Here is a 20434-nt window from a genome sequence, read left to right as displayed (position 1 = left end):
TGCAAGAAATCGCTGCTGTTGTTCTCTCCCCATTATACTGCCTGTTGCAGAGACCGAATTGATCGGATAGGCCATAAAGTATGACGGCCACATCCGGTTCTTCCGCGCAGTTTTCAGGGTCTGGGTTACCCACACAACCAGGCCGGGCTTCGCGCTCCCGCCTTGTTTCTGCCTGCAATGATATTGCGGGCGGGCTGCGCCTGTGGCGGCTGGCCCTTTCATTGGGCTGGCTAGATATCCGGCTGCAATTCAACGGGTCACGCATCGGCCCCTTCTGGCTCACGCTCACTACAGGTGTCATGGTTGGCTCCATGGGGCTGATCTATTCTCAGCTCTTCCATCTGGTTCTGCACGATTACCTGCCATACTTGGCAATTTCGCTTATTCTATGGCAGGCGGGGCTTTCCTCTCTTATTCAGGAAAGCTGCTCTACCTTTACACGTGCAGCAGAAACTCTGCGCTCGGTTAACATGCCGTATTCCGTGCAGGCGTTCCGCACTATGGTGCGGTGCGGGATTATGTTTGGTTACAACATCATCGTGCCTGTAGTGGTGTTTTTGGTATTGGGCGTGTGGCCCGGCCTTACAATGCTTTTGGCCCTACCTGCCATTGCAATATGGCTCGCTAACAACGTAGCACTTTGCCTGTTGCTGGGTAGTGCCTGCGCCCGTTTTAGAGATATTCCCCCTATTGTGGGCAGTATTCTCCAGATTATGTTTTACGTCACCCCAGTAATCTGGGAACCCAAACAGCTTGGGAACACAACTTTCTGGCTATACTTCAACCCATTTTACGCGTTGCTGGAAATTGTACGCCGCCCATTTTTGGGGCAGGCTCCAGAAGCAACACTATGGATAATTGCCGGTAGTTTCAGCCTTATTTTATGGATTCTGGCACTCTTCACCTTCTCCCGCTCCCGTAGCAGACTGGCGTTCTGGATATGACAGGTTCTTCTGCGCCCACGAGCACAAAAACCACGACTCAATCTACATCCATCAGCATTACAGATCTTTCGCTCAGCTTTCCCATTTTCCATGGGGGCGCACGCTCACTGAAGAAAATGCTTCTCAAACGCGGCAAATCGCTGTTGGCCAGCGCACGTGGGCTTCAGACAGGCGGCTCCGTTACCCTCGGACAAGGTGAAACAGGCACTGTTTACGTAGAAGCACTCCGCGATGTTTCGCTCAGCATCAAAGCTGGAGAACGCGTGGGGCTTATCGGGCATAACGGTGCTGGTAAATCTACTTTGTTGCGTGTCATGGCGGGCATTTACATGCCAGAAGCGCCAAACGTGCATATTCATGGCAAAGTAGCCCCGTTACTGGACCTACTTTCTGGCATGAACCCACAACTTACAGGCAGAGAAAACATAAGCCTGTTTGGCCACCAGAAAGGCTTTAACTCTGCACAAATCATCCAACTTGAAAAAGACGTAGAAGCTTTTGCCCAGCTGGATGACTTTTTGGACTTACCCGTAAGGCTTTACTCCACAGGCATGACTATTCGCCTGGGTTTTGGGCTTGCCACTTCCATTACCCCACAGATTCTTCTGATGGATGAATGGTTTATGGCAGGAGACTTCCACTTTCAGGAACGCGCTGAAAAGCGCTTGGCCTCTGTTGTAGATTCCACAGATATTCTGGTTATCACCTCACATGCGCTAGGTGTGCTGGAAAAATGGTGCACCCGGCTAATCTGGATGGAACATGGCCAGATACGGATGGATGGCCCAGTGGAATCCGTTATGGATGCATACCGCAAAGAATCTGAACAAAATGCCCAGAAAGATCATTCCTGAAATATGAATACACTTATTTTTCTGCTGCGTTCTTTCGGAATCTATCTTCTTGCGGGTTTTGCCGAAATTGCAGGTTGCTTTGCTGTCTGGCTCTGGATCAAGGAAGGCCGCTCAGGCTGGCTGACTATCCCCGGCCTTATCAGTCTATGTGTGTTTGCCCTTTTGCTCACACGTATAGATGAAGAAAGCGCCAGCCGAGCCTATGCCGCTTATGGCGGTATTTACATTACGGCATCACTTATATGGATGCGCTGTGTAGAAGGCCGGACACCAGATAAATGGGAAATAACCGGAGCCCTTATCTGCCTGCTAGGTGCTGGCGTTATTCTGTTGGCCCCACGGCACGGATAATTTTTAAAGCAGCTTTGTCAGCTTCAGCACAAACCATGTGCCCAGCATAATGCCAAAGCACAGAATACCGGCAATAACCGTATCCCACGCACCGCCGGACAAAAACATGCCGCCCGTGTTCATGCCAAAAAACCCGGTTACAAACGTGGCGGGCAGCATCAAAGTTGTACCAACGGAAACGATATACAGGCGGCGGTTGGTTTCTTCCGCCTGATTGGATGTGAGTTCGTCCTGCAAAGAGCGCGCACGGTCCTGCAAGGCCAAAAGGTCATCCAGTGCCGCATGAACTTGGCGCTGGGAACGATCTCGCAAATCATCCTCAGCCCATTCCGGCAGCTCCAGTTCTTCATCACGAAAAATACGATCTACCGGCGCCAAAACACGGCGCAATTCTGTAGAGCGACGCCGGGCAACACCCAACAGGCCGCTCATACGGCCTAGATCGGTATCTCGATCCAGCATCAGCAGCACATCTTCTGCCCGGTCTAACTGATCATCCAGCCGTGCAAAATCACGCCGCAATGTATCTGCAAATTCCAGAAGAGCTCTATCCACCACCTTGGCAGGAGAACGGGGAACAAGCCCGCGCTGTAGCTCATGATACACCACACCCAATGCCGGAATGGGGTGCCTGCGTGTGGTCAGCAGCAGATCAGGCTCTAGCGCAAACCGCCATGTGCTCACATTTCTTTCATCATCAGTGGATGTGTCATCAAATGCTGGCAGCGCACCAAAAACAATATCGCCTTCACTTTCCAAGCGTGTGCTGCGTTCCAGATTGGTCAGAACCTGACGCACTTCTTCTGGTAACGAAGGTATGCTTTCAATCTGCGCGCGAGAAAGGGTATGGACGATATCAAAATGGAACCAGGCCCACCCATCCTCCTGCATCAGTTCTGGGGGAAAGCTGCCGGTTGTCAGGCGCTGGGTAACAACATCACGCCCCAGTTCCACCGGTTCTTTACCGGGGCGGCAGAAAATGGCCCACACCAAGCCATCCCGCAACAGGGTGCCCCCTTCCGAAAGAAGATCAGGCAGAGCTCCGGCTGATGGTAAGTTGGGCATCACTGGTCTCCCTGCTTTCTTACGGGCATATCCCCAAGCGGGTTGTGTCATAAAACCTGCTTTTGGCGCCAGCGCCTGTCAGGTTGCATAACATGAGCCAGAAATTGGCAAAAGGCAGGGAAACCACCTTTTGCCAACACTTAACTTATGATCGCGCCCGCAAACCTCCGGAACGGCGGCCTGCACCTTCTCCAGTTGGACGCGCAAAGCGCGTGCCATTCTGCTGCTTGCGTGCAGCCTTAAGAACGGGGGCTGCTGTAAGCTCGGCTTCAAGCTGAGCAATACGTTTGCGTATGCTTTCCTTAAGTGCTGGAGAGGTATGAGCCTTCATTGCCCCCAGCGTTTCCTTCAGATCGCGCAGCTGCTTCTGTTTTTCTGGCAGAGAACGACGAATAGGCTGGTTGTCAGACATCTGGCCACGATAAGCACGCATGAGCTGAACCTCATTACAACAAAATAAGGCGCGGCCAGTGTTATGGCCGCGCTGCCTGCACAGTGCAGAAATGACCCATTCAAACCTGCGCCAAACGCACATAGCAGTTCACCCACCGCAAAAAGCGGCAGGCAAGCCCTTTATACGCGTAAGAAAAGCAGACTTTTAAGGTCTGGTTAGAGCGAATTGCTGCACAGAATATCCCGCAATGCTGAAAGCAACTTTTCACACTGCTGATCTGTGCCGACCGTAATGCGCAACCACGCAGCGGTGCGCTCACCCCTTAAGTGCCTGACAATAATGGCACGCTCTCTGAGTTGGGTAGCCAGTTCTGCTGCGTTCCGGTTCGGGTGCCAAGTGTAAACAAAATTGGCTTTGGACGGCAAGACATCAAAACCGAGTTTTTGCAGCCCTTCTGCCAATGCAGTTCTGCTGGCAATAACCTTCTGCACGCTGGAGGCAAACCATGCCTCATCTTCCACCGCAGCCGTTGCCCCGACCTGCGCCAGACGATCCAACGGGTAGGAATTAAAGCTATCCTTTATGCGCACCAAACCTTCAATCAGTTCGGGTTGCCCAAATGCAAAACCAACCCGCAAGCCAGCAAGTGCGCGTGATTTAGAGAAAGTCTGCACGACCAAGAGGTTAGGATAGTCCTTAATTAAGGAAACTGCGCTTTCTGCACCAAAATCCACATAGGCTTCATCAATCAGCACAACGCGGTCTGGCTGGAGTTCCAGAAGCTGGCGCACCTCTGCCAAGCTCAGGGCAATGCCTGTGGGGGCATTCGGGTTAGCCACTACAACCCCACTGCATGGGCCCGCGTAATCTGCAATATTTACCTGCATATCATCCGTAAGTGGAACCGTACGGAACGGCAGGGAATAAAGGCCGCAATACACGTGGTAGAAGCTGTAAGTTACATCCGGAAACAGCAATGGTTCACCATGCGCAAAAAATGCCTGAAAAGCATGGGCCAGAACCTCGTCCGAACCATTGCCCACAAACACATATTCTGGCCCCAACCCAACGCGCGCCCCCAAAGCCGTGCGCAAAGCCAAAGCTTCGGGATCTGGATACAGGCGTAATGTGTCATTATCTGCAGCACGAATAGCCTCTAATGCACGTGGAGACGGGCCATAAGGCGATTCGTTGGTGTTCAACTTGATCAGATCGGTCATTTTGGGCTGCTCACCGGGCACATACGGTGTCAGCTTATGAACAAGCGGGCTCCAGAAACGACTCATGCTACCTATATCCAAAAAAACAAAAGCAGCCTGATATCAGGCCGCCTTATCCCTTCTTATCTGAAGGTGTAAAACCAAAATAACCCGCCAATCCTTTTTCAGGAAAGGCTGGCGGCCACTGCTTTCAGCGCTTCTTCAAGTGCAGGCTTACCCTGCCTACGGGCCAGATCTATAGCATTTAGGCCTTCGCCATCGCGCAATGTCGGGTTGGCACCGGCCTTAAGCAGCAAAAGAGCCATATCATCCCGCCCAAACATCACGGCAAAAATGAGAGGTGTGCGCCCAACAGCGTTGGGAATATCCACCCCTGCCCCAGCTTCCAGCAGCATGGTGGCAATAGGCATATCGCCTTTAAACGCCACGCCAGCCAGCGCTGTTGCCCCTTTTTCATCTTGCAAATCTGGCTTGGCACCATGAGCCAGCAGCACGCTCACGGCGTCCTTATGCCCATTGTAAGAGGCCAAAATAAGCGGCGTGTAGCCTTTTTCAGCCCTTAAGTTCGGGTCCATTCCAGCCTGCAAAAAGCGGGCCAGCATATCTGCATCCCCTTCACGCGCCGCGTTCAGGAAAAGTGCTTCAATCTGTTCACGCGTAAAGCCCTGTGCGCCACCACCGGTTGCCGGGGCGGCTGTTCCCTGCTCGGACGGAGTCCGGGAAGAAACTTCTGTCATGACTGACCTCCGGAAAAGAATGGTTTTGCAACAACGGTTATCTTACGCTGCCGCGTTATTAAGAAAAAGAACCATATCAGCCCCTTTGTCCATACCACAAACGCACAAGTGGCACGCCTGCTCCCTGCCCAGGTAAAAAGAGCATTTCAGGCCCAAAATCACAGAGTTATGACAGCAGGCCTGTTGAACATAAAAAGCAGCCCAAGCGTCATCATCTCTTGCCGAAAAACGCCTAACCGTGGAATTGTGCGGAACTCTTACAAGGCACACCGCTTAGGGTGCTCATAACTTTCCGGCCATAATTCGTAATTACGGCCCAGTCTGGAGGATAGGTCTGCATGCGCGTTTCTCTTCCCACTCCTGTTCGCGCACCTGCACAAATGCAGGGCAGTGGCGCATCCAGCCTTGATACGCTGTGCATCAACACCATTCGCGCACTTGTCATGGACACTGTGCAGAAGGCCAATTCCGGCCATCCGGGGGCGGCCATGTCCATGGCGCCGCTGACCTATACTCTATGGCAAAACCTTTTAAACTATGACCCGACCAACCCATTGTGGCCCAATCGGGATCGGTTCGTGCTTTCCATCGGGCATGCCTCTGCCTTGCTGTATTCCATGATTCATCTGTCTGGCATCCGGCAGGTGACTAACGGTAAGGTAACGAACGCTTCGGCCCTCACAACGGCTGATTTAGAACAGTTCCGCCAGCTTGGCTCCAAAACCCCAGGGCACCCTGAACATGGGCACACAACCGGCGTAGAGACTACAACCGGCCCACTGGGCGCTGGCTGTGGCAACTCCGTTGGCATGGCCATGGCAGAAAAATGGCTGGCTGCACGCTTTAATCAACCGGGTTTCGAGCTGTTTAACCATCATGTTTACACCCTGTGTGGTGATGGTGACATGATGGAAGGTGTAAGCAGCGAAGCAGCATCCCTCGCCGGCCATCTCCAGCTTGGCAACCTGATCTGGATTTACGATTCCAACCGTATCTCCATCGAGGGCGGCACCAACATTGCATTTACAGAAAACGTGGCAGAACGCTTTGCCGCCTATGGTTGGCAGGTTCTGGAACTGAAGGATGCCAATGATACAGCAGCCTTCACTCAGCTCATTGCTCAAGCCAAGGCTGAAACCAACCGCCCCAGCATTATTATTGCACATTCGGTTATTGCATGGGGTGCGCCCAATAAGGCTGGCATGGCCTCCGCCCACGGGGAACCTTTGGGCGCAGAAGAAGTGCGTGAAACCAAAAAGTTTTTCGGCTGGCCAGAAGACAGCAGCTTCCTTGTTCCACAAGAAGCACTGCAACATATGCAGGATGGTTTAGGCGCCCGTGGGGCCGCTGCCAGTGCCGCATGGAACAAACTGTTTGCCAGTTACCATTCCTCACATCCGGCTTTGGCTGCAGAGCTAGACGCTATTTTCAATGGCACTCTGCCAGAAGGCTGGGATGCTGATATTCCGGTTTATGAAACCAGCGCAAAAGGTGAGGCCTCCCGCGCCAGTTCTGGCACTGTGCTTAACGCTGTAGCTGGCCGTTTGCCTTGGCTTCTGGGCGGATCTGCAGATCTGGCACCCTCCACCAAAACGCTGCTGAAGGGTGAAAAAAGCTTTCAGCCTGCTCAATGGGGTGGAAGCTATGCTGGACGCAATTTCCACTTTGGGGTGCGCGAACATGCCATGGGGGCCATTGTAAATGGTATGGCCCTGTATGGCCTGCGCCCTTATGCGGCTGGCTTTCTGATTTTCTCGGATTACATGAAGGCCCCTGTCCGCCTTTCTTCCATTATGGGCCTGCCTGTCACCTATATCTTCACCCATGACTCCATCGGGGTGGGTGAAGATGGCCCCACACATCAGCCTATTGAACAGCTGGTGCAGTTGCGTGCTACGCCGGGCTTGGTAACGCTGCGCCCGGCCGATGCCAATGAAGTAGCCGAAGCATGGCGTTTTCTGATCCAGCATCGCAATGGCCCCACTGCCCTCGCCCTAAGCCGCCAGAATCTGCCAACGCTTGATCGTACCCGCTACGCACCGGCTTCTGGCCTCACAAAAGGTGCTTATGTTCTTGCAAGCAGCGAACAGACACCAAAGGTTATCCTGATTGCATCGGGCAGCGAAGTCTCTCTTGCCGTGGGCGCATATGAAGCCCTGAGCGCAGAAGGCATTCCGGCCCGCGTTGTTTCCATGCCCAGTTGGGAACTTTTTGAAGCTCAGCCACAATCTTACCGTGAGAGCGTGCTACCCGCCGCTGTAACAGGACGTGTGGTTGTAGAAGCAGGCTCACCCATTGGATGGGACCGTTATGCTGGACCAACAGGTGAAATCATTGCCATGCGTGGCTTTGGTGCCTCGGCTCCAGCGGGCAAACTACTTGAAAAATTTGGTTTCACGCCAGAAGCCGTGTTGGCAGCAGCCAAGCGGCAGGCAGGCTAAGCAAACCTGATCTTTCACCGCGCGTTATATGACATCGGCCTGCCCGGTTGTTGATCGGGCAGGATGGAGAAAGGATAACTACCAATGACATCCTCTGCCACGCCAAGCGCCAATCCACTACGGGCACTTGCAAAAGCCCACCAGTCCCCTTGGCTGGACTTCATCCGTCGTTCCTTTGTGGAAGATGGTTCACTGGCGCGCCTCGTGCAGGATGATGACATTCGTGGTGTCACCTCCAACCCGGCCATCTTCCAAAAAGCAATGGGAGAAGGCACGGAATATGATGCCCAGATGCGCGATATTCTGGCGCATGAAATTGTTGCCCCGGGTGTGCTTTACGAAAAGCTGGCAGTTGCCGATATCAAGGCAGCGGCCCATGTGCTGGCCCCTGTTTATGAACAGGCCCATGGCAAGGATGGCTTTGTAAGCCTGGAAGTTTCTCCGTATCTGGCGCGGGATATGGAAGGCACAGCACATGAGGCCGCCCGCCTGTGGGCAGATGTGGCTGAGCCCAACCTGATGGTTAAAATTCCCGCAACGCCAGAAAGCATTCCGGCTATTCGGGCAAGCATTGCTGCGGGCATTAACGTCAACGTCACACTTATTTTCTCTCTGAATGCTTACAAAGACGTGGTGGACGCATGGCTTAGCGGTCTGGAAGACCTGCAAGCCAAAGGCGGAGATCTGTCCCGCGTTGCATCCGTTGCTTCCTTCTTTGTCAGCCGGATTGACAGCAAGATTGATGCAGAAATTGATCGGCGCGTTGCTGCGGGAGATAAAGACGCCGCAGCCCTAAAGACCCTACGTGGCAAAGTTGCCATTGCCAATGCCAAGATGGCCTATGTGTACTGGCAGGAAATGATGCAGACGCCGCGCTGGAAAGCGCTGGAAGAAGCAGGTGCTCAAACTCAGCGCCTCCTGTGGGCCTCTACTGGCACCAAAGATAAAGCCTATAGCGATGTGCTGTATGTTGAGAGCCTGATCGGCCCGCAGACTGTCAACACCCTGCCGCCCGCCACTATGGATGCTTTCCGTGACCACGGCACCGTAGCCGAAACACTCGGCACGGATATCACCAACGCCCGACAGGTGATGGAAGATACCCAGCGCCTTGGCCTTGATCTGGATGGCATTACCAAAACCCTTGTAGATGAAGGTGTGCAGTCCTTTGCTGATGCCTTTGATGGGCTGCTGGGCTCTGTTGCCGCCAAGCAGGCGACTCTTCTTAGAGATAAGCTCACTACCCTGAAAACAAGCCTGCCAGCTGATTTTCAGGAAGCCGTTGATAAAGGCTTAAACGCTTGGCGTAAGGATGGCTCCATCCGCCGCCTGTGGGCCAAGGATGCTTCTGTCTGGACCAATGGACCAGAAGCCAAATGGCTGAACTGGCTGAACACGGTAGATGACCGCCTAAACCATATTGGGAGTCTGGAAGCCTTTCAGGCTGAAGTGAAAGCACGCGGTTTCCATCAGGTTCTGCTGATGGGCATGGGTGGTTCCAGCCTTGGGCCAGAAGTGCTGGCCATGACCTTTGGCAAGCACGAAGGCTTTGGCCATCTTTACGTGCTGGACAGCACAGACCCGCAGCAGGTTGCCGCTTTTGAGAAAAAGATAGACCCGCACCACACACTGTTTATTGTGGCCTCCAAATCCGGCAGCACGCTGGAACCCAGCATTATGCTGGCCTACTTCCAGGATCTGGCCAAACGGGCGCTGAAAGAAAAAGCGGGTTCACATTTTGTAGCCATTACAGACCCGGGCTCCAAGCTGGAGGCCTATGCCAAGGCTGAAGGGTTCTGGAAGATTTTTTCTGGTGACCCGCAAATTGGTGGCCGTTATTCCGTGCTTTCCAACTTTGGTATGGTGCCTGCAGCCGCAGCCGGTGTGCCGTTACGCTTGTTTCTTGAAGACGCGCTGCGTGGCGTACGCATGTGCGATGGCAGCGTGCCGCCCGTATCCAACCCCGGCGTGTTGTTGGGCACCATTATGGGTGTTGCCGCCACACAGTTCGGGCGGGATAAGCTGACAATTATTGCCACGCCACAGATCATGGACTTTGGCGCTTGGATGGAACAGCTTATTGCTGAATCCACCGGCAAGCATGGCAAAGGCATTATCCCCATTGATGATGAAACGCTGGGCGGCCCCAAGCGCTACGGCAAGGATAGATTGTTTGTTTATCTGCGCCTTGCAACAGAACATCGGCATGAGCAGGATGAAGCCATTTCAACCCTAATTGATGCCGGACAGCCTGTCATCACCATTAACTTCCACAATAAGCGCCAGATTGCGCAGGAATTCTTCCGTTGGGAGATTGCCACCGCTGTTGCTGGTGCTTTCCTGAACATTGATCCGTTCGATCAGCCGGATGTTGAATCCACCAAGATCGAAACGCGCAAGCTGATGGCCGCTTACGAAAAAACCGGCAAACTGCCCGCAGAAGAACCCTTTGCGCAGCACGGGCCGCTGGTGTTTTTTGCAGATCAGGCCAATGCAGCCGCCCTTAAGGGAGATACGGCCACGGCTATCCTGAAAGCGCATTTTGACCGCGTAAAGGCTGGGGATTACGTGGGGCTTCTGGCTTACATTGAACGTAACCGTGAAACACTGGAATGGATCCAGCATGCGCGCCTGCATGTGCGTGATGCCAAAACCATTGCCACGGCGGCAGAGTTCGGGCCGCGCTTCCTGCACTCTACCGGTCAGGCTTACAAAGGTGGGCCCAACACAGGGGTGTTCCTGCAAATTACAGCGGATGATGCGCGAGACCTACCCGTGCCCGGCACTGGCTATTCCTTTGGCGTTGTAAAAGCCGCTCAGGCACGTGGTGATTTTGATGTGCTGGCCGAACGCAAGCGCCGTGCCCTGCGGGTGCATATTAAAGGAAATCTCAAAGAAGGCCTTGCAGCGCTTGCTTCTGCCCTGCATGACGCCCTGTAAAATATTAAACAGGAGAACATTATGCAGATTGGCATTGTTGGACTGGGCAGAATGGGCGGCAACATTGCCGTCCGCCTGACACGGCACGGGCACGACGTTGTTGTTTATGACCGCGATACCGCAATGGTGGAAAAAACCGTTGCTCGCGCAGAAGCCGGTCGTGCTGTTGCCGCCAGCAACCTTGCCGATGTGGTGGAAAAGCTGAACGGACCCAAAAAGATTGTATGGTCCATGCTTCCGGCTGGCGCCATTACGGAAGAAACCGTAATGGCCTTGGCTGGCCTGATGCAAAAAGGTGATATCGTTATTGATGGTGGCAACACCTACTACAAAGACGATATCCGCCGCGCCAAAGTGCTGGCTGAAAAAGGCATTGATTACATTGATGTTGGCACATCTGGCGGTGTGTGGGGTTTGGACCGCGGCTACTGCATGATGTATGGCGGCCCGCGTGAAGCCGCTGATTATATTGACCCCATTCTGACCTCTCTGGCACCGGGAATTGGGGATATTCCACGCACGCCGGACCGTGACCGTGCAGATCTCGACCCCCGTGCAGAGCAGGGCTACCTTTATTGTGGCCCAGCTGGGTCAGGCCATTTTGTTAAAATGGTTCATAACGGCATTGAATACGGCATGATGCAGGCCTTTGCTGAAGGCTTTGACGTGATGTACCGCAAGGATTCACCATTGCTGGCAGAAGATGAACGCTTCTCCCTCAACATGGCAGATATTGCCGAAGTCTGGCGCCGTGGCAGCGTGGTATCTTCCTGGTTGCTGGATCTTACCGCTCAGGCTCTGGCCAAAAATGGTGAGCTTTCTGAGTTCAGCGGTGAAGTCAGTGATTCTGGTGAAGGCCGATGGACAATTGAAGCTGCCATTGAGGAATCCGTGCCAGTGCCGGTGATGACGGCCGCATTGTTCACACGCTTCCGTTCACGCAGCGGCAACACATTTGCAGAAAAAGTGCTATCAGCCATGCGCTTTGGCTTTGGTGGCCACGTAGAAAACAAGAACTAAAATAACATTTTAGACACAAGGTAGGAGTCGGGAAGTATGACAGATAACGGACAGAACGGACTCAACCCGGGCCGTCCGCCTGCCTCCCGCATCCGCCTTGTTGTATCTGACATGGACGGCACGCTGCTGACGCCTGAAAAACAGGTAACACGCCATAGCATTGCCGCCATCCAAACGCTCAAGCAGGCCGGTGTGCCGGTCTGTCTTGTCAGCAGCCGCCCTCCGGGTGGCATGGAAATGTATTTTGATGTGCTGGGCCTGCACACGCCTTATGGCGCGCTAAACGGTGGCACCATTTTTAATGCAGACCGCACAATCCGCTCCCGCCTTTCATTAGACCCCGAAGCTGTTCAGGAAACACTGGATATGCTCAAGGTGCACGACATTGATGCGTGGCTGTTCCGTGGGCACGAATGGTTGGTCACCAATGCAACCGGCGCTTACGTAGAACCCGAAGCAAAAGCCGTGCGCATGACACCTACAGCCGTGCCTTCTTTTGATGATTACCGGCAGGATGTTGGTAAGGTGACCGGGTCTTCTGCCGATTATGAAGCTTTGATGCGTCAGGAGCTGGAAATCGGGCAGTTGCTTGAAGGCCGCGCCAGCGTGGCCCGCTCCTGCCAATGCTTTTTGGATATCACCCCCAAAGATGCCAACAAAGGCTACGCTCTGCGCCAATTGGCCAGCTTTTATAATATTCCCATAGAAGAAGTGGCCTGCATTGGGGACATGAACAACGATGTGCCTATGCTCTCCATTGGTGGGCTTTCTATCGCCATGGGGCAGTCAAAACCGGAAGTGGCAGAAACGGCACATTTCGTAACCGCCCCTAATTCGGAAGATGGCTGGGCCAAAGCCATGGAACAGTTTGTATTGCCCCGCGTGGCTCCGCTTTCAGACACGGCAGGAAAGACAGTATCGTGACAGAACAGACTACCGCCAACGGTGCCCTGCACATTTCTGCAACACGAGACAGCCTGATGCATGATCTGGCTGATTGGCTTGTAAAACAGACACTCCAGCGCCCGGAAGCCCCCTTCCGCATCGCACTCAGCGGGGGTAGCACACCGCAGCACCTTTACCGCCTGATGACAGAAGAACCCTATGCCAGCCGCTTTCCGTGGCAGCGCATGCAGTTTTTCTTGGGGGATGACAGATTTGTGCCGCACGATCATGCTGACAGCAATTATGGCATGATGCGCCGCCTGCTGTTTTCTCGCGTGCCAGTGCCCGCAGAAAACATTTTCCCCATGCCGGATAAAGGCACAGCGGAGCAAGCCGCCAAGGAATATGAAGCAACCCTGAAACAGATATATCAGGGAGATGCTTTGCAAGCAGACAAACCACTTTTTGACGTAAACCTGCTGGGCTTAGGCACAGATGGCCATACAGCCTCCCTTTTCCCCGGCCAACCGGTATTGCAGGAACGCACTGCATGGGTTGCCCCTTGCGTGCCCCCTGTTGCCCCCCACACACGTCTGACACTGACCTACCCGGCCATTCATGCCAGCCGGCATGTTATTTTTCTGGTAGAAGGGGCTGATAAAAAAGAAGCCGTTACCCGCGTAAGAGCGCAGGATCCCGCCTGCCCCGCCAGCGCCATTACCAGTGCAGGAGATCTGATCTGGTTTTTAGATCAGCCCGCAGCCCCAGCACCGCAGAACTAACAGGATATAAACAGGCATGACCGCAACACCGCCCGATCCCGCTGCCGCCTTTAAACAGCAGGCTGCCATCAAGGCTGCATCCCTTGTGCAGGATGGCATGGCCGTTGGCCTTGGCACGGGTTCTACCGCCAAATTTGTTGTTGCTGAACTCGGCCGCCGTGTGCGCGAAGAAGGCCTGCGTATCCGGGCCATTCCCACATCCAGTGTTACGGAAAAGCAGGCTAAAGAAGAAGGGATTCCCCTCACCACTTTTGGAGAACAGCCTGAACTTGATATCGCCATAGACGGTGCTGATGAAATTGAACCCCGCACCCTCAACCTGATTAAAGGTTTAGGGGGCGCTCTATTGTGGGAAAAAATAGTCGCCTCTGCCGCAAAGCAGTTTGTTGTGGTGGCCGATGCCAGCAAATACGTGGACCATCTGGGTGCAAAATGCCCCCTGCCCGTAGAGGTTATTCCTTTTGGTTGGGAAAAAGTTGCACGCCAGTTGGGTGAATTGGGCGCACATGTCACACCACGGCGCAACCGAGATGGATCTTTCTATCTGACCGATGAAAAGAACCTGATCATGGATTGCGTATTTGGCCCCATGATGGAACCCAAAAAACTGGGCCGCTCCATTCTGGAAATTGTTGGTGTGGTTGAACACGGGCTGTTTCTGCATATGGCGTGCCAAACCATTACCGCTGGGCCAGAAGGCATACGCATCCTCACCCCGCAACAGGATTAAAATATCTCCCATGCCACAGAATGCTTCTGCCTACCCCACAGACAGCACACTCCCTACCCAACCAGCGGCACAGGGTATTACCCGGCACCTGCTGGTTGTTATGGGTGTATGCGGATCTGGCAAAAGCACTGTGGCCGAGGGCCTGCATAATGAGTTGGGATGGCCGTGGCTGGATGCAGACAGCCTGCATTCTCCCTCCAGCATTGAAAAAATGGCTCATGGCATCCCACTTACGGATGAAGATCGCCAAGGCTGGCTAACACGCTGCCATGCTTGGTTGGCAGAAAAACAAAAAGCCGGAACAGGCGGTATTCTTGCCTGCTCTGCCCTCCGCCGCATTTATCGTGATCAACTTCGGCAAGATGGCGTAAAACCATTATTTATCTATTTAAGCGCAGATACATCTGTTCTGGCACAAAGGCTAAAAACGCGGCCCGACCACTTTATGCCCGCCTCCTTACTGCCAAGCCAGATACAAACATTGGAACCTCCGCAGGCAGATGAACAGGCGCTCACTTTTTCCGTGCTGCCTGAACCTGCTGAAGTCATTGCTGAAATTCTAACGCGCTTGAGAACTCTTCCCTCAAACATATAAACGCTACGGGAGAAGATAGTGGGACATAATTACGCTAAGCCGCTTACATCCGGGCAGAAAATGGAACGCTTGCTCACACGTATCCCACCCGGCTGGCACATTGCTTTGGAGCGTTCGACTGGTGAAGCCACATGGCGCGCGCTCACACACGCACCGGATAAGGAAGGAAGCTGGAGCGCACCCCATGCAGATCCGGCAGATGCGCTGGAAGAAGCATGGCGCAACAACCGCTCGGTGCTTGTATAATTTTTTGCACGAAGCGCAACAGTTAACGCTCTGCTTTTTCCGATGTCACCTTGCGATACGGTTTACCGGTGAGGCTATTGATTCTCACCTTACGGGGTAGTTTAGGCGTTTCATCTGGCACAACGTGGCATGGCACACCTTCGGCCTGCCGTGCCTTTGCAAAGCGTTGAGCATGTGAAAGCTGAGATGCCTGATAAAGCAGTTTATCCCCCAGCATAACCTTGTGCTTCCGCACGCTCTTTCCTCCAATGCTGCACCATATCCGCACCAACGTGGTGCTTGTGGTGCATTTATCTGTATCCTATCGTATATAAAAATAGGATACATTTCATGGCTTCATTGCTGACACGCCTTTGCTGCTCCACCCTGCTGATTGCGGGGTTAGGCTCTTTTATTGCCCCTGCCGCCATGGCACGCAGCGTTACGGATATGAGTGGTCATACCGTCGAGATCAAGGATGACCACCCACCCATTGCAGACCTATGGTTTGCCCATAACGAAATTTCCGTCATGCTGGGGGCGGCAAACCGTATTCGGGTTTCTGCAGAAAACCCGGTAGATAGCCCTTGGCTGTTCAAGGTCGCGCCTGTCATGAAAAACGCCCATACGGGTGTGCGGCCTGATACCGCCAGTGCAGAAAATCTGCTGGCTCTCAACATCGGTCTGGCTTTTGTACCAACTGCTGCAAAGGCAGAAGAACTGCGCAGAATGGGTGTGCCCACTTTATGTGCGGAATATACAACTCTGCCGCAAATGCTAAAATCCATGGACATGACAGCCCAAGCACTGGATACGCCAGAAGCCTCTAAGGTTGCCCAATCCTACAGGCAGGATATGGAAGCAACGCTGAAGCAATTAAGCACCCGTTTGGCCAATGTACCAGCCAAAGAGCGCCCACGCGTTTTGCATATTGCGCGCCTGAACCCGTTGCAGATTGATGGCACAGACACGCTGATAGACGCTTGGATACAAACTGCTGGTGGGCAAAATGCCGCTACGGTCAGCGGCAACCATCGGCCTGTTTCTTTTGAGCAGATTGCTGTGTGGAACCCGGATGTCATTATTATCGGGGCCTCTGCAGGCATGCCAGATGCGGCTTCTCCTCTCAGATCTCTCGCCGCTTTCAAAAACGGGCGGGCATGGATAAACCCACAAGGCGTATTTGCATGGGACAGATACGGAGCGGAAGAACTGCTGCAACTCCAATGGGTTGCACAAAAACTGCATCCAGACCTTTTTGCAGATACCGATATGCACAAGGCCACACAGGCCTTCTATCGCAAGTTTTTTCATTACCCGTTAACAGATCAGGAAGCTGATCTTATTTTGGCAGGAAAACCGCCTGCTCCATAATCACCATGCATCATATGCCATAAAAGTGCATGACACTTATGTGATGTGTTGGACGTTGCTCAGTCGTCCTGTTATGTCCGATCCATGACAGGATTGCTGGACCACCTGCGCACTCATAAAACGCCTGCACGCCTTTTGCTGACCTTACGCGCCTTGGTGCGTACGGATTCCTTATGGCTTGTTGCACTGGCTGTTCTTATTGGTCTGCTGGCTGGTGGCGCTGTCAGCCTTATGACCAAAGCAACTTTTCTGGTTCATCAGATTCTAGCACCCGGTCATTCCCGACTTTCTGGCCTGCAACACATTACACCTTTACACGCCCTGTTGGTTCCCATTTTCGGGGGATTGTTGCTTGGGTTATGGAACCTCGCCCTTACCCGCCAACGCCATCGGCCTGTAGACCCTATTGAAGCCAATGCCCTGCACGGCGGCCGCATGAACCTGAAAGACAGCCTGATTGTTGCCGGGCAAACTGTTCTTTCAAACGGTTGCGGTGCGTCTATTGGGCTGGAAGCCGGTTTCAGCCAGATTGGAGCCGCATTTGGCTCCCGCATTGGGCGAAACCTCCGCATGCACCGTGCAGATATACGCCTGTTGGTAGGGTGTGGTGCGGCAGGCGCTATTGGCGCTGCGTTTGATGCCCCTCTGGCTGGGGCTTTTTACGCGTTTGAGCTGGTTATTGGCTCCTACGCCTTTCCCCTACTTGCTCCTGTAGCCTGTGCATCTCTCTGTGCTTTGGCTGTTGTGCATCTTGCTGGAGCCAATCTGCCAGAACTCTCTCTTGCATTGCCACAAGCCATTCCACCGCTGGCGTATCCGTGTCTCATACTGCTGGGCATTGCCACAGCCCTTATCGGCGTTGGGCTGATGAAAAGCGTGACACTGACGGAATCTCTTTTCCGTCGTATTCTGCCCCCTCTTTGGTTGCGTCCGGCAGTAGGTGGATTACTGGTTGGGTTACTGGCCCTGATTTCTCCTTCTGTGCTGTCTTCTGGGCACATGGCCATGCGGGAAGGGCTGATTATGCCGCCCACATTATGGCTGGCCATAGGCCTACTTCTGCTAAAAGCCTTGGCCTCTACCATTTCCATTGGCAGTGGCTTTCGTGGTGGTCTCTTTTTTGCATCTCTTTATCTGGGTGTTCTAACGGGAGCAGCCTTTACGGGGCTGACAGCCCCTCTTCTTTCTCTGCCCATTACGCTTTGCACCGTTGCTGGCATGTGTGCGCTGGCAACAACCATTATTGGTGGCCCCTTCACCATGATTCTGTTGGCGCTGGAAACAACACACAGCGCCAACATGACAGCAGCCGTGGCTTTGGCTGCCATTACATCCTCGCTCACCACTCGGCGTATTTTTGGCTATTCCTTCACCACATGGCGCTTTCATCTGCGTGGAGAAAACATTCGCTCTGGCGTAGATGTGGGCTGGATGCGCACACTGACCGTGGGGCAGATGATGCGCACACAAGTGGATACACTGCCTGCTGAAACGTCTGTAGCCCAAGCACGCACTGCGTTTACGGGCCGTGCACCCCGTTACATTGTTGTGCTGGATAATCAGCACCACTGCATGGGACTGGTAGAATACGCGCAAGTTCAATCCATGGTAACGCCCGCTAACCACCCCTTGCAGAGCCTGCTACCTTCAGACAGCATGGTTCTTGCACCAGAAGATAGCCTCTCCCGCGCTTTGGCTGCGTTTGAAAGCACAAGTTTGCCCGCCTTGGCTGTTACAGACACAGATCACAATGTGCTTGGCATACTAAGTGAACGCTATGTTTTACGCCGTTATGCAGAAGAACTGGAACGCACCCGCCGGGAACTGGCTGGTGAAAAACACCGGCGCTAGCACATCACAAACCAGAGAAAACAGTCAATTATAGCGCAGACGTGAACGTGCGTGAGGTGTCTATACGATAATGCAAATACGTTAAATATTTTTGGTTTAACCACTACAAACGGTGGAACAATCTATGTCTGCAGCCCCCCTTTTACCTTCCACCATGAAAGCCATCTGTTTTACGCAACCGGGCGCACCCGATGTGCTGCACGTGGAAACCATTCAGATTCCGCAGCCTGGCCGCGGCGAAGTGCTGGTACGCGTGATGGCTGCTGGCGTAAACCGGCCGGATATCATGCAGCGCAAAGGGCTTTATCCCTCTCCGCCCGGTGCTTGCCCTAGGCTGGGGCTGGAAATAGCAGGGGAAGTTGTTGCGCACGGTCTGCCGCAAGAAGATGTTACAATGCCCGCCATAGGGAGCCGCGTATGCGCCCTAGCAAATGGAGGCGGATATGCAGAATATTGCCTTGTACCTGCCGGACAGTGTCTGCCTTGGCCTGAAGGCTTTAATGCCATAGAGGCAGCAGCACTGCCGGAAACCTTTTTTACCGTGTGGTCTAACCTTTTTATGCCCACCATGCTGCCCAAAGATGCACGGGTATTGATCCATGGTGGCAGTAGCGGCATTGGCACAACGACTATTCAGCTTGTTAAAGCTTTTGGCGGCACGCCTTTTGCAACAGCCGGAACTGATGAAAAATGCGCTCTGTGCGAACAACTGGGTGCACAAGCCATTAACTACAAAACGGAAGACTTTGCCGAACGCATTGCGGAACTGACCAAAGGCAAAGGCGTAAATGCTATTCTTGATATGGTGGGTGGCCCTTATTTTGAGCGAAATCTCAAAAGCCTCGCCTTTGATGGCAAGCTCATCATTATCGCACTGCAAGGTGGCGCAAAGGCCGAGCAGGCTAATCTGGTGCGGATTATGACGCACCGGCTTATTGTAACAGGCAGCACGTTGCGCCCGCGTGATAGCGCCAGCAAAGCCCGCATTGCACAAGAGTTAAAAGTAAAAGTCTGGCCCTTGCTAAACAGCCGCACAATACGCCCTCTTATCCATCAAACTTTTCCATTGGCACAGGCTGCGGCTGCGCATCAGGCCATGGAAGATGGGCACCATTTGGGTAAAATTATCTTAACAGTCGATTCTCTTGCAGTATAAATTTGCTTTTATACTCGGCATCCTTCAGGCGCTTTAGTCCAAGTTCTCTAGGTGCCTGAAAAGACTATCTTCCCATCTCAACATAGGTATGCGGCGTTTGCGGCACTTGACCAAGTGCCCATCTTCAAGAATTTTGACGCCTCATGGAAACACCATCCACCCTTCCCTCATCTGTTCTGGCGGACCGGCTTACGGCCGTTCGCCAGAATATTGACGCAGCAGCACACGCAGCAGGCCGGGATCCCGCCTCTGTTACGCTGGTTGCCGTTTCCAAATTCCATCCGCTTGAAAGCGTGCAGGAAGCTCTTGCCGCAGGCCAGCGTGTGTTTGGAGAAAACCGGGTGCAGGAAGCCGCCAGCAAGTTTCCCGCCCTGCGGGCAACTTATCCTGACCTCCGGCTGCACCTGATCGGCGGCCTGCAAACAAACAAAGCGCGTGATGCAGTGCGCATTGCCGATGTGATAGAAAGCCTAGATCGGCCGGAACTAGCAGAAGCCTTGGCCAAAGCGGCAGATAAAGAAGGCCGCCTGCCTGAACTGTTGATTGAGGTTAACACAGGTGATGAGCCCCAGAAGTTTGGTGTCCCGCGTGAAAAAGCAGATAGCTTTATCCGCACCTGCCGCCAGCAGTTTGGGGCCAAACTGCAAGGGCTGATGTGCATTCCGCCTGCCACGCAAGACCCAGTGCCGCATTTTAGGCTTCTGCGCAGCATGGCGCAGGAACATGGGCTTCCTGTTATTTCCATGGGAATGTCTGCAGATTACCCACAGGCCATTGCCGAAGGGGCAACTCTTGTGCGTGTTGGCACCGCAATTTTCGGCCCGCGGCCACCTTCTCCCTGATTTTCATTTTCTGGGTGGAGGCCAGTAT

20 protein-coding genes are annotated in these 20434 nt (G+C 53.5%); 15 read left to right on the top strand and 5 right to left on the bottom strand.

Annotated features, from left to right (window positions below; genetic code table 11):
- Positions 1-80 precede the first annotated feature (80 nt).
- Genes QQM41_RS07880 through QQM41_RS07870 form a run of 3 tightly spaced genes read left to right on the top strand, consistent with a single transcriptional unit; the run spans position 81 to position 2149 of the window.
- Positions 81-944 (top strand): ABC transporter permease, encoded by an 864-nt coding sequence (locus tag QQM41_RS07880; RefSeq protein WP_339076769.1) that lies wholly within the window; start codon positions 81-83, stop codon positions 942-944.
- Positions 941-1798: an ATP-binding cassette domain-containing protein gene (locus QQM41_RS07875; RefSeq protein ID WP_339076768.1), complete on the top strand. Its 858-nt coding sequence runs from the start codon at positions 941-943 to the stop codon at positions 1796-1798. Before QQM41_RS07880 ends, QQM41_RS07875 begins: the two co-directional genes overlap by 4 nt.
- Before the next feature lie 3 nt (positions 1799-1801).
- Complete coding sequence (locus tag QQM41_RS07870) at positions 1802-2149, top strand: YnfA family protein (RefSeq protein WP_070322603.1); 348 nt, start codon at positions 1802-1804, stop codon at positions 2147-2149.
- A 3-nt stretch (positions 2150-2152) separates the two neighbouring features.
- On the opposite strand, the gene QQM41_RS07865 is transcribed toward QQM41_RS07870, so the two are convergent.
- The 4 genes from QQM41_RS07865 to QQM41_RS07850 form a co-directional block, all read right to left on the bottom strand.
- On the bottom strand, positions 2153-3214 hold the full coding sequence (locus tag QQM41_RS07865; RefSeq protein ID WP_128105971.1) for a transporter: 1062 nt from the start codon (positions 3212-3214) through the stop codon (positions 2153-2155).
- A 145-nt stretch (positions 3215-3359) separates the two neighbouring features.
- Entirely contained in the window at positions 3360-3647 is a 288-nt protein-coding gene (locus QQM41_RS07860) for a hypothetical protein (RefSeq protein ID WP_339076767.1), read from the bottom strand.
- 176 nt (positions 3648-3823) lie between these two features.
- Positions 3824-4894, bottom strand: coding sequence for a histidinol-phosphate transaminase (hisC, locus tag QQM41_RS07855; protein WP_339076766.1), 1071 nt, complete (start codon positions 4892-4894; stop codon positions 3824-3826).
- A gap of 98 nt (positions 4895-4992) precedes the next feature.
- Complete coding sequence (locus QQM41_RS07850; protein WP_050818555.1) at positions 4993-5565, bottom strand: ankyrin repeat domain-containing protein; 573 nt, start codon at positions 5563-5565, stop codon at positions 4993-4995.
- Positions 5566-5903: 338 nt separating this feature from the next.
- Between QQM41_RS07850 and tkt the strand changes: the two genes are divergently transcribed.
- From tkt to QQM41_RS07810, 8 genes are all read left to right on the top strand, one after another.
- A complete protein-coding gene (gene tkt, locus QQM41_RS07845) occupies positions 5904-8006 on the top strand; it encodes a transketolase (protein WP_339076765.1) in 2103 nt (700 codons plus the stop codon).
- Positions 8007-8090: 84 nt separating this feature from the next.
- Positions 8091-10946 (top strand): bifunctional transaldolase/phosoglucose isomerase, encoded by a 2856-nt coding sequence (locus tag QQM41_RS07840; protein ID WP_339076764.1) that lies wholly within the window; start codon positions 8091-8093, stop codon positions 10944-10946.
- Positions 10947-10967: 21 nt separating this feature from the next.
- Positions 10968-11966 (top strand): phosphogluconate dehydrogenase (NAD(+)-dependent, decarboxylating), encoded by a 999-nt coding sequence (gene gnd, locus QQM41_RS07835; protein WP_339076763.1) that lies wholly within the window; start codon positions 10968-10970, stop codon positions 11964-11966.
- Positions 11967-12002: 36 nt separating this feature from the next.
- Positions 12003-12890: an HAD family hydrolase gene (locus tag QQM41_RS07830; protein ID WP_128105975.1), complete on the top strand. Its 888-nt coding sequence runs from the start codon at positions 12003-12005 to the stop codon at positions 12888-12890.
- On the top strand, positions 12887-13633 hold the full coding sequence (gene pgl, locus QQM41_RS07825) for a 6-phosphogluconolactonase (protein WP_339076762.1): 747 nt from the start codon (positions 12887-12889) through the stop codon (positions 13631-13633). Before QQM41_RS07830 ends, pgl begins: the two co-directional genes overlap by 4 nt.
- Positions 13634-13649: 16 nt before the next feature.
- A complete protein-coding gene (gene rpiA, locus QQM41_RS07820; protein WP_339076761.1) occupies positions 13650-14363 on the top strand; it encodes a ribose-5-phosphate isomerase RpiA in 714 nt (237 codons plus the stop codon).
- A gap of 10 nt (positions 14364-14373) precedes the next feature.
- A complete protein-coding gene (locus QQM41_RS07815; protein WP_339076760.1) occupies positions 14374-14958 on the top strand; it encodes a gluconokinase in 585 nt (194 codons plus the stop codon).
- Between the two features lie 18 nt (positions 14959-14976).
- On the top strand, positions 14977-15204 hold the full coding sequence (locus QQM41_RS07810) for a hypothetical protein (RefSeq protein ID WP_339076759.1): 228 nt from the start codon (positions 14977-14979) through the stop codon (positions 15202-15204).
- Between the two features lie 22 nt (positions 15205-15226).
- Here the strand turns inward: QQM41_RS07810 and QQM41_RS07805 are convergent, their stop codons facing one another.
- Complete coding sequence (locus QQM41_RS07805) at positions 15227-15439, bottom strand: hypothetical protein (protein WP_196332587.1); 213 nt, start codon at positions 15437-15439, stop codon at positions 15227-15229.
- Positions 15440-15534: 95 nt separating this feature from the next.
- On the opposite strand from QQM41_RS07805, the gene QQM41_RS07800 reads away from it, so the two are divergent.
- From QQM41_RS07800 to QQM41_RS07785, 4 genes are all read left to right on the top strand, one after another.
- Positions 15535-16557, top strand: a complete 1023-nt coding sequence (locus QQM41_RS07800) for an ABC transporter substrate-binding protein (RefSeq protein WP_339076758.1) — start codon at positions 15535-15537, stop codon at positions 16555-16557.
- A gap of 84 nt (positions 16558-16641) precedes the next feature.
- The gene (locus QQM41_RS07795) at positions 16642-18408 is read left to right on the top strand and encodes a chloride channel protein (RefSeq protein ID WP_339076757.1); all 1767 of its coding nucleotides are present in this window, start codon (positions 16642-16644) and stop codon (positions 18406-18408) included.
- A gap of 124 nt (positions 18409-18532) precedes the next feature.
- Entirely contained in the window at positions 18533-19564 is a 1032-nt protein-coding gene (locus QQM41_RS07790) for an NAD(P)H-quinone oxidoreductase (protein ID WP_339076756.1), read from the top strand.
- A gap of 143 nt (positions 19565-19707) precedes the next feature.
- Positions 19708-20406, top strand: coding sequence for a YggS family pyridoxal phosphate-dependent enzyme (locus QQM41_RS07785; protein WP_339076755.1), 699 nt, complete (start codon positions 19708-19710; stop codon positions 20404-20406).
- Positions 20407-20434: the final 28 nt, after the last annotated feature.

It is taken from the genome of Acetobacter sp. AC2005 (assembly GCF_037901235.1).
In the GTDB taxonomy this organism is placed as follows: domain Bacteria; phylum Pseudomonadota; class Alphaproteobacteria; order Acetobacterales; family Acetobacteraceae; genus Acetobacter; species Acetobacter oryzoeni.
This window is presented reverse-complemented; position numbering and strand designations above follow the sequence as displayed.